The sequence below is a fragment of the uncultured Brachybacterium sp. genome (assembly GCF_947500705.1).
GTDB lineage: Bacteria > Actinomycetota > Actinomycetes > Actinomycetales > Dermabacteraceae > Brachybacterium.
On sequence record NZ_CANMSY010000003.1, the window covers coordinates 65,904 to 78,712 of the forward strand.

At 71.1% G+C, this 12,809-nt stretch carries 13 protein-coding genes; 11 read left to right on the top strand and 2 right to left on the bottom strand.

All coding sequences use genetic code 11. From position 1 onward, the window contains the following. Positions 1–96 precede the first annotated feature (96 nt). The 7 genes from Q0937_RS06475 to Q0937_RS06505 all read left to right on the top strand — a co-directional run bounded on the left by Q0937_RS06475 (position 97) and on the right by Q0937_RS06505 (position 7,714). Positions 97–1,095, top strand: coding sequence for a transporter substrate-binding domain-containing protein (locus tag Q0937_RS06475; protein ID WP_299301162.1), 999 nt, complete (start codon positions 97–99; stop codon positions 1,093–1,095). Further along, positions 1,092–2,102: a transporter substrate-binding domain-containing protein gene (locus Q0937_RS06480; protein WP_299301164.1), complete on the top strand. Its 1,011-nt coding sequence runs from the start codon at positions 1,092–1,094 to the stop codon at positions 2,100–2,102. The genes Q0937_RS06475 and Q0937_RS06480 overlap by 4 nt, the downstream gene beginning before the upstream one ends. Then, on the top strand, positions 2,099–3,073 hold the full coding sequence (locus Q0937_RS06485; RefSeq protein WP_299301167.1) for an LLM class flavin-dependent oxidoreductase: 975 nt from the start codon (positions 2,099–2,101) through the stop codon (positions 3,071–3,073). The genes Q0937_RS06480 and Q0937_RS06485 overlap by 4 nt, the downstream gene beginning before the upstream one ends. Then, complete coding sequence (locus Q0937_RS06490; protein WP_299301170.1) at positions 3,070–4,449, top strand: LLM class flavin-dependent oxidoreductase; 1,380 nt, start codon at positions 3,070–3,072, stop codon at positions 4,447–4,449. Before Q0937_RS06485 ends, Q0937_RS06490 begins: the two co-directional genes overlap by 4 nt. A 319-nt stretch (positions 4,450–4,768) precedes the next feature. Beyond that, a complete protein-coding gene (locus Q0937_RS06495; protein ID WP_299301173.1) occupies positions 4,769–6,049 on the top strand; it encodes a hypothetical protein in 1,281 nt (426 codons plus the stop codon). A 265-nt stretch (positions 6,050–6,314) separates the two neighbouring features. Further along, positions 6,315–7,229, top strand: a complete 915-nt coding sequence (locus Q0937_RS06500; protein WP_299301176.1) for a LysR family transcriptional regulator — start codon at positions 6,315–6,317, stop codon at positions 7,227–7,229. A gap of 47 nt (positions 7,230–7,276) precedes the next feature. After that, positions 7,277–7,714: a hypothetical protein gene (locus Q0937_RS06505; protein WP_299301179.1), complete on the top strand. Its 438-nt coding sequence runs from the start codon at positions 7,277–7,279 to the stop codon at positions 7,712–7,714. Between the two features lie 28 nt (positions 7,715–7,742). Here Q0937_RS06505 and Q0937_RS06510 read toward each other — a convergent pair whose 3' ends face one another. Beyond that, entirely contained in the window at positions 7,743–8,027 is a 285-nt protein-coding gene (locus Q0937_RS06510; protein ID WP_299301182.1) for a YciI family protein, read from the bottom strand. A gap of 193 nt (positions 8,028–8,220) precedes the next feature. Here Q0937_RS06510 and Q0937_RS06515 point away from each other — a divergent pair, with 193 nt between their 5' ends. The 3 genes from Q0937_RS06515 (at position 8,221) to Q0937_RS06525 (ending at position 10,405) form a co-directional block, all read left to right on the top strand. Beyond that, positions 8,221–8,814 (top strand): helix-turn-helix transcriptional regulator, encoded by a 594-nt coding sequence (locus tag Q0937_RS06515; RefSeq protein ID WP_299301185.1) that lies wholly within the window; start codon positions 8,221–8,223, stop codon positions 8,812–8,814. Positions 8,815–8,951: 137 nt separating this feature from the next. Further along, a complete protein-coding gene (locus tag Q0937_RS06520; RefSeq protein WP_299301188.1) occupies positions 8,952–10,028 on the top strand; it encodes a serine hydrolase in 1,077 nt (358 codons plus the stop codon). Next, positions 10,025–10,405: a hypothetical protein gene (locus tag Q0937_RS06525; RefSeq protein WP_299301191.1), complete on the top strand. Its 381-nt coding sequence runs from the start codon at positions 10,025–10,027 to the stop codon at positions 10,403–10,405. Before Q0937_RS06520 ends, Q0937_RS06525 begins: the two co-directional genes overlap by 4 nt. 10 nt (positions 10,406–10,415) lie before the next feature. Here Q0937_RS06525 and Q0937_RS06530 read toward each other — a convergent pair whose 3' ends face one another. After that, positions 10,416–11,204, bottom strand: coding sequence for an alpha/beta hydrolase family protein (locus Q0937_RS06530; protein WP_299301194.1), 789 nt, complete (start codon positions 11,202–11,204; stop codon positions 10,416–10,418). A 73-nt stretch (positions 11,205–11,277) separates the two neighbouring features. Here Q0937_RS06530 and Q0937_RS06535 point away from each other — a divergent pair, with 73 nt between their 5' ends. After that, positions 11,278–12,759: an alpha-amylase family glycosyl hydrolase gene (locus Q0937_RS06535; protein ID WP_299301197.1), complete on the top strand. Its 1,482-nt coding sequence runs from the start codon at positions 11,278–11,280 to the stop codon at positions 12,757–12,759. Positions 12,760–12,809: the final 50 nt, after the last annotated feature.

The following is a 12,809-nucleotide window of genomic DNA, read 5'->3' on the forward strand; positions in this document are numbered from 1 at the left end:
GGATGCGCCCCGGCGCCCGAGCCATCCCTCCGCGACCGCGCTCGCCCTCGACCCCACCACTCCCCTTCCCCGCTATCTCACCGAGGACCACCAGTCATGACAACGCACTTCATCTCCCGCCGCACCCTCGCGACCTCCGGCCTGCTGCTGCCCCTGGGCCTGCTCGCCGCCTGCTCCGACCCGGCCCCGGCGGCTCCTGCCGGCAGCGCTGGCAGCACAGGCTCCGGCGCCTCCGACGGGGGCGGTGCGAGTCCCGGCCCCATCGACACCTCCGGCACCCAGGAATTGATCCGTGCGAGCGCCGATGAGTCGGTCGCGGCGCTGCTTCCCCCCGAGGTCGCCGAGTCCGGCGTGCTGCGCGTGGGCATCAACGGCACCAGCGCCGCGCCGCTGTCCTTCCTCGCCGACGACAACCAGACCTACGTCGGCTCCGAGATCGACATCGCCCGGATCGTCGCCGACAAGCTCGGGCTCGAGTTCGAGCTCAAGCTGACCACCTGGGAGAACTGGCCGCTGAAGCTCGAGGCGGGCGAGTTCGACGTGGTCCACGCCAACATCGGCATCAACGCCGAGCGGCTGCAGAAGTTCGATTTCGCCTCCTACCGGGCGGCGTACATGTCATTCCTGGTGAAGAAGGGGGCGGACTTCTGGCTGGAGGACGCCGACTCCCTCAGCGGCCGCATCATCGCCGTGGGCAATGCGACCAACCAGGAGCGGATCCTCACCGACTGGAACGCCGAGCTCGAGGCCGCCGGCAAGGAGCCGGCCGAGCTGAAGAACTACTCGACCGACGCCGACACCCTGCTCGCCGTCGGCTCCGGACGGGTGGACGGCTACCTCTCCCCCTTCGCCTCGCTGTCCTTCGTCGCCTCGCGCCGCGACGACATGGAGCTGCAGGGCAAGATCAATGCCGGATGGCCCGACGAGACGCTGGTCGCGGGCACCTTCCCCGCCGGCAGCGGCCTGGTCGAGGCCTACTCCGCCGCTCTGAACGCCCTCATCGAGGACGGCACCTACGCACAGGTCCTCGAACGCTGGCAGCTGTCCGAGGAAGCCCTCACCGAATCCCGCGCCCACACCCAGGAGAACCCGTGAGCACCCCTCTCCTCTCCCGCCGCACCCTCACAGGTGCCGGGCTGCTGCTGCCCGTGGGTCTGCTCGCAGCCTGCTCCGATCCACGCCCCGAGGCGCAGGCCGCTGATACGGGCTCTGATTCCGGCTCCGGCTCCGCCGCATCCGACGGCGGAGGTGCCCCGGAGACCGGACAGATCGACACCTCGGGCACGCAGGAACTGATCCGCTCCACGGCCGACCCCGAGATCGCCGCGCTCCTGCCGTCCGAGATCGCCACATCGGGCGTTCTCCGGGTGGGCATCGGGAGCGAGAGCTTCGCCCCGCTCTCCTTCCTCGCGGATGACAACGAGACCTACATCGGCTCCGAGGTGGACACTGCCCGACTGGCCGCGGACAAGCTCGGCCTCGATCTCGAGGTCAGATTGACCAGCTGGGACAACTGGCCGCTCAAGCTCGAGGCCGGGGATTTCGACGTGGTCCACTTCAACGTCGGCGTGAACGCCGAGCGCCTGGAGAAGTTCGACTTCGCCTCGTATCGCGCGGCGTACGTCGCCTTCCTCGTGAAGAAGGGGACGGACCTCCGCCTCGAGGACGCCGACTCGATCAGCGGGAGGATCATCGCCGTCGGCGCCGCGACCAACCAGGAGCGGATCCTCATCGACTGGAACGCCGAGCTCGAGGCCGCGGGGAAGAAGCCTGCGACACTGAAGAACTATTCGTCGAGCGCCGACACCCTTCTCGCCCTCGGCTCGGGCCGGGTGGACGCGTCGTTCGGCCCCTATGCGACGCAGACCTTCATCGCTTCCCGACGCGACGACGTCGAGGTGCAGGGCCGCGTCGAGGAGGGCTGGCCGGACAAGGCCCTCATCGCGGCGACCTTCGCCCGCAGCAGCGGGCTCACCGAGCCGTATGCCGCCGCACTCAACGCCGTGATCACCGACGGCACCTACACCCAGGTGCTCGAACGCTGGAACCTCGCCGATGTGGGGCTCCCCGAAGCACGCGTCCACATGAAGGAGAAGCCATGACCACCACCGCCCTCGACCTCGGCGCCCAGAGCGCCGGCGTCCCGCTGCAGCGCTCGGACCTGCCGGTCCTCGCCGTGGACCTCATCAGCGATCCCTCCGTGCTGGAGCGGATCGGGCAGCTGGCCCAGGACCTCGAGCGCTCCGGCGTCGGCGCCCTCACGCTGAGCGACGGAGGGCTCCACCCGATTCACGTCGCGTCCTACCTGGCCCCGCTCACCCGCACGATCGCGCTGCTGCCTCGCACCGACGCCGTCTACGTGGAGCCCTTCCACCTCGCCACGCAGCTGATGAGCCTGGATCACCTGAGCCATGGCCGCGCCGGCTGGCTGCTCACGGCGGAGACCGATCCGGCGGTGCCCGCGAGCGTCGGCCGCGCCGCCCTGGGCCCGGAGGACACGGCCCGGGAGGCGGCCGACGTGCTCGAGGCCGCCCGCCTGATATGGGACTCCTGGGCGCAGGACGCCGTGGTGCGCGACGCCGCCCGCGGCGTCTACGTGGACGCCGCCCGGCTGCAGTACGCCGACTTCGAGGGCGAGACCTTCTCGGTGCGCGGGCCGGCGATCACCCCACGCTCCCCGCAGGGCCTGCTCCCGGTGCTGGTCACCGACGTGGACCGCGCTGCCGTCGGCGAGCGCGTCGCGACCGAGCTGGCCGACGGACGGGTGCTCGACCTCGACGTCTCCACCGGTGCACGGCCGGGCGCCGTGGCCGACACGGTGCGCCAGGCCCTGACCGAGACGACGGGCCCCGTCGTGTGCCTCGTGCGCCTGGTCGGTCTTGACCTGGACGCCGACCCGCTGGGCACGGTGGCCGAGCTCACCGCCACCCTGCGCGAACAGGGGCTGATCGCCGCGGCCCCGTCGGCCGAGCAGAGCCTGCGCGATCAGCTGAGCCTTCCCACCGCGGCCCGCACCGCTGATCCTGCGCGTCGTTCCGACCGCGGCCGCCTGACCTCTGAGGACCACGCATGAGCACCACCGCCCCACACCGTCCCTTCGAGCGCACCGAGCTCTCCGCCGAGGCCGCCGCCCTGGTCACCGGACCCGCAGAGCATCCGCTCCACCCCGACCACACCCCTACCGGGCAGCTCTCCTTCGGGGCGTTCTTCCAGGGCGTGAACTCCTCGACCATCTGGCGCCTGCCCGAGAGCGGCGACCAGGTGGCCTGGGAGTCCTTCGAGGCGCTGGTGGCCACTGCCGAGCGCGGAAAGTTCGCGGCGTTCTTCCTCGGGGAAGGGCTGCGTCTGCGCGAGCACCGGGGCGTGCCCTTCGAACTCGACGTCGCCGGCCGCCCCGATGCGCAGACCCTGCTCGCGGCGCTGGCCGCGGTCACCGAGCACATCGGCCTGGTCGCCACCCAGAACACCACCTACAACGACCCCGTGGACCTCGCTCGGCGCCTGCAGACCCTCGATCTGCTCTCGGGCGGCCGCGCCGGCTGGAACGTCGTGACCACGGACAACGCCTGGACCGGAGAGAACTTCCGCCGTGGCGGCTATCTCGACCATGAGGACAGGTACGTCCATGCCGAGGCGTTCGTGCAGATCGCCGAGCAGTTCTGGCGCGGCGAGCAGATCGAGCACGAGGGCGCCCACTACTCGGTGCGCGCCCAGGGCGATCTGCCGCGCTCCGCGCAGGGCCGACCGGTGCTCTTCCAGGCCGGCGCCTCCCCCACTGGGCAGGACTTCGCCGCCCGCACGGCGGATGTCATCTTCTCCCCGCACGGCGCCCTCGCGGCAGCGGTCGATTTCCGGCGCTCGATCGTCGAACGGACGGTCGCCGCGGGCCGGGATCCGGGAAGTGTGAAGATCCTGCCCGGTGCGGAGGTGGTGCTCGCCGCCACCGAGCAGGAGGCCGATGAGAAGGTGCGCTGGGTGCGCGACCTGCAGATCGGCCCCGAGCAGGCCATCGCACTGCTCGAGCAGTACTGGGGCCGGGACCTCTCCTCCTTCGACCCCGAGGGACCGCTGCCGGACGTCGAGCCGGAGGTGGCAGAGTCCGGGGTGACCCGCGGCGCCGGGTTCCAGTTCGCCAAGGCCCAGGAGCTCACGCGGGCCTGGCGCGAGGAGGCCGCGGAGAAGGGGCAGTCGATCCTCGAGTTCGCCCGGGTGCAGGCCGGCTCGCGGCGCGGCACCTTCACCGGCAGCTACGACGCGGTCGCCGAGCGCCTGGCGGAGTTCGCCCGGCTGGGCGCGATCGACGGCCTGAACATCACCCCGTGGCTGATCCCCTCGGGCCTCGACGACATCGTGGACCACCTGATCCCCCGCCTGCAGGAGCGCGGGGTGTACCCCACCGAGTACGCGGGATCGACGCTGCGCGAGAACCTGGGGCTGCCCGCGCTCTAACCCGCCCTCCAGCGCGCCGGCTGCGTGTCACCACGGGACCGGCCGCGCGCCACCAGCGGATCCGCCGTGCGCCACCAGCGGATCCGCCGAGTTCTGTGCGGCCACGACTCATGCTCGCCCGAACATGAGTCGCAGCGGCACAGAACTCGACTCGCGTCCGCACCACGGTGCGCTTGCGCATGGTGCCGCGCAACGAACCGATCACGATTTCTTGCCGACGTCCAGTCATCCTCCGTCCGTGGATCGTTTGTCGGTTTCGCGAGAGACACTGAACAGGATGTGGCAGCACGAAGCCGCCCCCTAGCTCCCGGAGCACCGAATGACGAATGAGATCGAAGTGATCAGCGACGGCGATGGACTCGCCGTGCTCGGTGCCCCCGAGGATGTCGACGCCTTCCTGACGTCGTTCGGCTTCGAGTCCCGCGAGCTCGAGGTCCGCCGGCTCGGTCCGTCGTACAAGACCTCCGCGGGCTTGCTGAACGCCGGTGCCGGGGTCGCGGCGAACTCTGGCCGCTGGATGAAACTCACGTCGGAATCCTTCGCCGCGTCTAAGAAACTTCCGCTCGTCAAGAACGCCGCCACCGGGAACCTTCACGCCACGCTCCGCGCTTCGAGCGGCCAGTTCACCAAGAACCTCCAGTTCGCCGCAGGACCGGCATCTCTGCTCACCCCCGCTGCCCTCGCCGGCGCCGGAGCGGTCATGTCGCAGATGGCGATGCAGGAGGCGATCGAGGAGATCGGCGAGTACCTCGCCATCATCGACGAGAAGATCGACGACATCCTGCGCGCGCAGAAGGATTCGGTGTTCTCGGACATGATCGGCGTGGACCTCATGATCGAGGAGGCCATGACCGTCCGTGACGAGGTCGGCCGCGTCTCGGAGGTGACCTGGTCCAAGATCCAGAACTCCGCGCTGACCCTCGCCACCACCGAGGCATATGCGCTGCGGCAGATCGATGCGCAGGCGGAGAAGGTCGAGAAGGCGAGCGTCCCAGATCTCGCCACGAAGGCGAAGGCCGCCGAGTCCACGGTGCGGGAGTGGCTCGCCGTCCTCGCACGGTGCGTCCAGCTCCAGGATGCCCTCGCGATCCTCGAGCTCGATCGTGTGCTCGACAGCGCCCCGGAGGAGCTCGATCGCCACCGTCTCGGACTCCGCGCGGCACGGGAGAAGCGCCTCGCGCTGATTCACCGTACGACGGAGGAGCTGCTCGAGCGGATGAACACCACCATCCGACGGGCCAACGCCAAGGTCCTCCTGTCGCCGCGGCCGGCTCGCGCAGCGGTCACCTCCAGCACTCTCGTGGTGGGCCGGGTGATCGACTTCCAGACGGCTCTGGAGATCGAGGACGGCCACGACTCTGCCGAGGCGAAGCGCTGGAGGACGGCGGCCGGTGAGGTGCGCGACAAGGTGGTCAAGACCGGTGTGGACGGCGCCGGTGCAGCCATCCAGTTCGGCGGCGATACCGCGGGGCGTGTCCGCTCCGGTGCCGGTCGCTTCTCGGAAGGTGCCCGCGCATTCAGAGAGGCCGTCCGTCGCGAGGATTCCGACGGCAGCGAGGAGTCGAAGGCCGCACAGCCGACCGAAGAGCAGGCACAGTAGCCCGCCTCCCGGCACTCCTCGCCGATCATTTCTGTGCCGCTACGACTCATGCTCGCCCGAACATGAGTCGCAGCGGCACAGAACTCGACTCGCGCCCCGTGAGGCCGACGGGGAGCGGAAAGCCGGCACCGCCCCCGGGAGGGAGCCCGCCAGGCCCCCGCACCGCAGCGACCCGCCCGCCCCGGCCCGGCCCCCGGCAAGCACTCCCGGAGCACTGTGCCCGAACCCATAAGCCAGGCTTGCCACCTGTGCCTAGGATGGGGGCATGGATCCTCGTCGCCTGCTCATCTTCCGCACCGTCGTGCGCAACGGCTCGATCGGTGCCGGCGCGCGCGAGCTGGGCTGGACCCAGCCCGCGGTCTCCCAGCACCTCGCCGCGCTCGAGAAGGAAGTGGGCACCCAGCTGCTGCTGCGCTCCTCCGCCGGCATCACGCCCACCGAGGCCGGCACCCGGCTCGCCGCGCACGCGGAGGCGATCGCGGCGCAGCTGCACGCTGCCGAGGAGGAGCTCGCCGACATCACGGCGCTGCGGCGCGGGACGGTGAAGTTCGGGACCTTCCCCTCGGCCGCGGCGATGCTGCTGCCGCCGGTGCTGAAGCGACTCTCCGAGACTGCCCCGGATCTGGACGTGACCTTCGCCGAGCTCGAGCCTCCGGATGCGGTCGTCGCCCTGCGTGAGGGCGAGCTGGATCTCGCGCTCGTCTTCCGCTACCCGTGCAGCGACATCGGCGATGAGGGCACCCTGGAGTGGACTTCGTTGATGGAGGACCGCGTGATGCTGGTGCTGCCGCGAGAGCACCCGCGGGCCGAGGACCCGGACCTCACGCTCAGCGACCTCGCCAATGATCCCTGGATCGCGGGCTGTGAGCGCTGCCGGGCGAACCTGATCTCCAGCGCGCGCCGCGCCGGATTCTCCCCCCAGGTGCGCCACTCCACCGATGACACGATCGTGGTCCAGCAGCTGATCATGCACGGCGGCGGCGTCGCGCTGATGCCGGAGACGGCCCTCGAGGCGGCGCCGTCGGCCGATCTGGTGGTGCGCGCCATCCCCGGTCTCGACAACCGGATGATCGGGCTGCTCAACCGCCGCGGCGCGCTCGCGATCCCGGCGGTGAGCGCGCTGCGTGATGCGTTGGTGGCCGAGACCACCGAGCGCCTGGACACGGCGGTGATGATCTGAACGCCCGCAGGGGCGGGAACGCCCCGGCCCGCGCCTGGGTGCGACCGGTGCTGCTGCTGGCGGGCGGGCTGCTGCTCATGACCCTGCTGCAGCTCGCAGACCAGTGGATCGCCGCGATCGCTGTCGGACTGTTCTCCGTGTTCATGGCGTACTGGACGAGTCCTCTGCGCTCCGGCCCGCACGTCCCGCTGGCTCAGGCCCGCACCCGGGGCGCAGGGACGGCGATCATCCTCTGGGCACCCGGCAACCCGCTCTCGGCCCGTCTGCAGGCAGCGATCCGGGGTCCCCGCGAGGACGTCGTCTGGGTGAATGTGTTCCGCGACCCGCATGCCCAGGAGCTGCTGACCGCGCACGGCGGCACCGACGCTCTGCCGCTCGTGCTCCTGGGCGACACGACGATGGTGAATGCGACCGCCGGGGCGCTGCTGGATCTGCAGGAGGCCGCGCGTCGCGAGCCCGAGGGCGGGGACGCCGGCGAGCGCTGAGGCAGACGCGGGACCCCTGCGTCGCGGCTCAGGCGCCGGGCAGCTGCCCGATCACGACGGTCCACTCGCGCACGCTGCGATCCGCGATGACACGCTCGCGCTTGAAGGGGTCGCCGTCAAGCTTCGCAAGCGCCTCCTCCGCGGAGTCCGCGAGGACGATCAGCAGCGCCCCGGGCTCTCCGGACAGCGGGCCCGACAGCAGCAGAGTCCCCTCGCGGTGCAGCTCGGAGAGGTGCTCGCGATGCTCGGGGCGGAAGGTCGCGACGCGAGAGGCGTCGTCGACGTAGGTGTACTGGACGGCGAAAGCGGCCATGATCTCTCCCTGAGGGCGGGGGCCGACGTCATCGCGCGGCCCGTCGATATCTCTCCTCATCGTGCCGCATCTGCGAGGGTCGCGCGGCACCGTCCAGCAGATCGGATCTTTCTTTTTCCGGATTTACGAATATCATGAGCTGCGTCCCCGATCTCATCGCGGATCACGACCCGATCTCATGAGGAGTCCTGACGTGTCCGTCGACCCCGCGCCCGTCGACCCCGCGTCCGTCGCCCCCACGTCCGTCGACCCCACGCCCGCGGAGCTCCTGGACAGACTCTCCACCCTCGAGGCGCGGGTCGACGAGCTCGAGAGCGACCGCACCGGCGCCCCCGCGCCAGCCGTGAGCACCCTCACCGCAGCGCCGGGAGAGAGCCCTTCCGAGAACCCGTTCTGGGCGCTCACCTCGCTCAAGGAGCGCCTGCCCGCACCGGGTGGCGTACTGCTGACCGGCGCGGTCGACGTCGGCGCCGGACATCTGGAGTACCAGTGGTCGCGCCCCACGGAGCATCTGCTGGAGACGGACTGGCAGCAGCACGCCGAGTCCGTCGCGGCCCTCGGCCACCCCCTGCGGATGGGGATCCTGCGCCGACTGCTGGACGGCGAGCACACCGTCGCCCAGCTCGTCGAGGAGCTCGAGCTCGGGTCCACCGGCATCGCGTACCACCACCTCTCCGCCCTGCAGGTCGGCGGCTGGGTGCACTCGCCGCGCCGCGGCAGCTGGTCACTGCCCACCCCTCGGGTGATCCCTCTGCTGACCATCCTCATCGCCCTCGAGAAAGGCTGAGCATGGACTCTGAGCGACCGGTCGACCCTCGTGCTGCAGGCCCGGGCCCCGGCCCCGCGGCCACACCGGCACCAGCACCCGCACCCGCACCCGCCGTGACGGTGTCGGGGCCAGCGACAACGACAGCAACAGCGCCGGTGGCCCGGCGCACCGTCCTGGCGGCCGGGATCCCGGCTGTCGTCGGCCTCGTCGGCCTGTCGGCGCTGACCAATCCCCGCCCCGCAACCCTGGGAGACCCCGTGGGAGATCAGCAGCTGACCGACGCCCTCGCACCGCATCTGGGCGGTCACCGTCGGGTGGCCGTCGCCCATCTCGAGGGCAGCGGCGCCCCTCGTTTCGCAGGCTTCGGGGCCGACGAGACCACCGAGTTCGAGATCGGCTCGGTCTCCAAGACGTTCACCGGCGCGCTGCTGGCCGAGGCCGTCACCCGCGGCGAGGTCACCACGCAGACCACCGTCGCCGAGGTGCTCGGCGAGGACGCCGACGGCAGCGAGCTCGCCGACGTCACCTTCGCCGAGCTCGCCACCCACACCTCCGGCCTGCCGCGCCTGGCGACAGCCGGCCTCGCCGGGTCCGTGCTGGCGAACTTCCTGCGCAAGGACCCGTACGCGGGCCGCGACGCCGCACAGGTGATCGACGATGCGCTCGGCAGCACCCTCTCCGGACGCGGCAGCTACGCCTACTCGAATCTCGGGGCCGCGTTGGAGGGGCAGCTGCTCGCCCGCGCAGCCGGCACCGACTACGCCTCGCTGCTCACCGCGCGGATCCTCGGACCCCTCGGACTGAGCACCACCTACGCCCCGATCACCGCGGAGAACCTGCGGGAGACCGCCACCCGTGGCCGGGGCCGAAGCGGCCTGCCGCAGGCCGCGTGGACCATGCACGGCAGCGCGGCGGCGGGCGGGATCCGCTCCACCGCGGCGGACCTGGCCACCTATCTGGCCGGGACCCTCGCAGGCTCGGCTCCGGGCGCGGCCGCCGCCTCCGAGGTGCTGTTCGAGGACGGCGCGACCAGCCGCACGGCGATGAACTGGTTCCACGAAGACCTCGGGGGCGGCTCCTGGCACGTCTTCCACAACGGGATGACCGGCGGGTTCGCCTCTTTCGTGGGCTTCACCCCGGAGACCGGGAGAGGGATCGTGCTCCTCACCGACACCGCCCGGAGCGTCGACGCGCTCGCGAGAGATATCCTCACCGGGGCGGTGGCCCTGTGACGACTCTGCTGAGCCTGTTGCCACTGCTGGCGATAGTGGGCCTGACCGCCGGACTGCTGGTCTCGGTCGTGACCCTCTTACGCCGCTACCAGCATCCCCGGCGGATCCTCATGCGCGCGATCAGCAGCGCGAGCATCCTCGCGGTCCTCGGCATCATCGGGATCGTCCCGGCCTCGCTGTGGTGGGTGCCGTGGCTGCTCACGCTCGCCCTCACCGTCGGCGTCGTGGTCGCGTGCCGGCGCCTGCTGGTGCAGGCGCCTCCTGCGGAGCCGACGAAACGCGAGGCCAAGCACCTCGGTGGACCCGCTTTGATGAACCTCGCCACCGAAGTGGTCCTCTACCTCGCGCTGCTGGGGATCGCGCTGGTCGCGAGCTGAACCGGGCTGCTCACCCGCGCAGCGGCAGCCAGTTCAGCACATCCTGGATCCCCTGGTCCCAGAACTCCCAGGTGTGGGCGCCGGGGCGCAGCCGGGGGGTGAGGTCCACGCCGTGCTCCTCGGCGGCGGCGAGGAAGCGACGGTTGTGATCCAGCAGCTGATCCTCGGTGCCGCAGTCCAGGAACAGAGCCGGCAGCGTCGCCGGGTCGGCGGCGCCGAGCAGGCCGAACAGATCGTCCTGCGTCTCGGCGAGAGCGCGGCCCGCCCAGATCCGCTCGGCGAGATGACCGGTGTTCAGGTCCAGGCTCAGCGAGGCGGGGTCCAGCGCGCCGGAGAGGCTCGCGGCCGCGGCGAAGCGCTCCGGATGGTTCAGCGCCAGCTTGAAGGCGCCGAAGCCGCCCATCGACAGGCCCGCCACGAAGGTGTCCTCCCGTGCGGTGGAGACGTGGAAGGTGCGCGCGACCAGCTGCGGCAGCTCGTCGGCGACGAAGGTCCAGTACATCTCCCCCACCGCCTCATCGGCGTAGAAGGAGCGGCGCACCTCGGGCATCACCACGGCGATGCCCTTCTCGGTCGCATAGCGCTCGATCGAGGTGCGGCGCTCCCAGATCGTGCAGTCATCGCTCAGCCCGTGCAGCAGGTACAGCACGGGCACACCGCGCTCGGAGCCCGCCTCGGCGCCGGCCCTCCCGTCGGCCCCTTCCATCCCGATCCCGGCGGCGGCCTGCGGCATCAGCATCACCATCGAGGTGCCCATGCCGAGGGATTCGGAGAAGAAGTCGGTGCGCATGCGGATCATCGGTGATCACTCCTGGGTTCGGATCCGGCGTCGGGTTGGACCTATTGAACACTCCCCCGCCTACGATGGCGCCATGACTATCGTGCCCGCCCCGTCCTGGATCCGCGATGCGATCTGCTGGCAGGTCTACCCGCTGGGCTTCTGCGGCGCACCGCGCGTGCGCACCGACCTCGGCGGCGAGGGCTACGGCGGGGCCGACGGGGAGAACGTCGTGCACCGTCTGCACCGTCTGCACGGCTGGCTCGACCACCTGGTGGGCCTCGGCGCGAATGTGCTGCTGCTGAACCCGATCTTCGACTCCGTCTCCCACGGCTACGACACCCTTGAGCACCGCCGTCTGGATCCGCGGCTCGGCGGCGAGGAGGACTTCGACGCGCTGATCGCCGCGTGCCACGCACGGGGCATCCGGGTGGTCCTCGATGGCGTGTTCAACCACGTCTCGGACAGCCACCCGGTGGCGCGGAAGGCGATCGCCGCGGGCCCCGGCACCGAGGATGGCGCCCGGATCCGCTGGTCCGGGACCAGCCCTTATGGCTTCGAGGGCAACGCGGACCTCATCGAGATCGATCTGGCCGACGCCGTCATCCAGGATCGCGTCGTAGAGATCATGGGTCTCTGGCTCGAGCGCGGGGCCGACGGCTGGCGGCTGGACGCGATGTACGCGGCAGGGGCCGAGGCCTGGGCGCCGATCCTCGAGCGGGTGCGGGCCGCGCATCCCGAGGCGTGGATCCTCGGCGAAGTGATCCACGGCGACTACCCGGCCTTCGCCGCCGCGTCCACCGCGGATTCGATCACGCAGTACGAGCTGTGGAAGGCGATCTGGTCCGGGCTGCGCGATCACAACCTGTTCGAGCTCGCCCACGCCCTGGGCCGCCACCAGGAGTTCCTGGAGGCGGAGGGCGGGGCGCATCCGCAGACCTTCGTGGGCAACCACGACACCACCCGTATCGCCTCCCAGCTCACCGACGGCCGCGACCTCTCCGCGGCGTTCGCCCTGCTGGCGCTGCTGCCCGGCATCCCGACGGTCTACGCCGGAGACGAGTTCGGTGCCACCGGGATCAAGGAGGAACGGGCGGGCGGAGACGATGCGATCCGCCCCTGGTTCCCCGGCAGCCCGGAGGAGGTCGTCGCCGCGGCCGCCTCTGCGGACAGCGCCCCGGGCGGCCCCCACCACCTCACCCTGCTGAAGCCCGACGCCGCCGAGCGGATCCTCGAGGTGCACCGCCGGCTGTTCTCGCTGCGCCGCCGGGAGTCATGGCTCGCCACCGCCTCGGTGCACGTGGACGAGGACTCGCTCGAGAACACCTGGGCGCAGATCGTGCTGACCCCGGGCGGCGAAGGCGGCAGCGGGGGTGCCGGCGGCACGAGTCCCGGCGGCGGGGTCGCCGCGACGGGTGCTCCGGCCCCGCTCCTCCTGGTGCTGAACCTCGGGGACGAGGATCGGCCCGCACCGGGCGAGGTGCTCGAGGTGGTCAGCGGCGCGGACATGCTCGACGGCGTCGGCCCTGCGGCGCCCGGGGTGGTGCCCGCGCACGGCGCGGCCGTGGTGCGCTGAGCGCCCGCCCCACGCGGACTCCCGGCCACGGCACCCCCTCGAACTCGACC

Coding starts and splice junctions, on each gene's coding strand:
- Q0937_RS06475 (WP_299301162.1), top strand. CDS start 97: ATGACAACGCACTTCATCTCCCGCCGCACCCTCGCGACCTCCGGCCTG.
- Q0937_RS06485 (WP_299301167.1), top strand. CDS start 2,099: ATGACCACCACCGCCCTCGACCTCGGCGCCCAGAGCGCCGGCGTCCCG.
- Q0937_RS06490 (WP_299301170.1), top strand. CDS start 3,070: ATGAGCACCACCGCCCCACACCGTCCCTTCGAGCGCACCGAGCTCTCC.
- Q0937_RS06495 (WP_299301173.1), top strand. CDS start 4,769: ATGACGAATGAGATCGAAGTGATCAGCGACGGCGATGGACTCGCCGTG.
- Q0937_RS06500 (WP_299301176.1), top strand. CDS start 6,315: ATGGATCCTCGTCGCCTGCTCATCTTCCGCACCGTCGTGCGCAACGGC.
- Q0937_RS06510 (WP_299301182.1), bottom strand. CDS start 8,027: ATGGCCGCTTTCGCCGTCCAGTACACCTACGTCGACGACGCCTCTCGC.
- Q0937_RS06530 (WP_299301194.1), bottom strand. CDS start 11,204: ATGATCCGCATGCGCACCGACTTCTTCTCCGAATCCCTCGGCATGGGC.
- Q0937_RS06535 (WP_299301197.1), top strand. CDS start 11,278: ATGACTATCGTGCCCGCCCCGTCCTGGATCCGCGATGCGATCTGCTGG.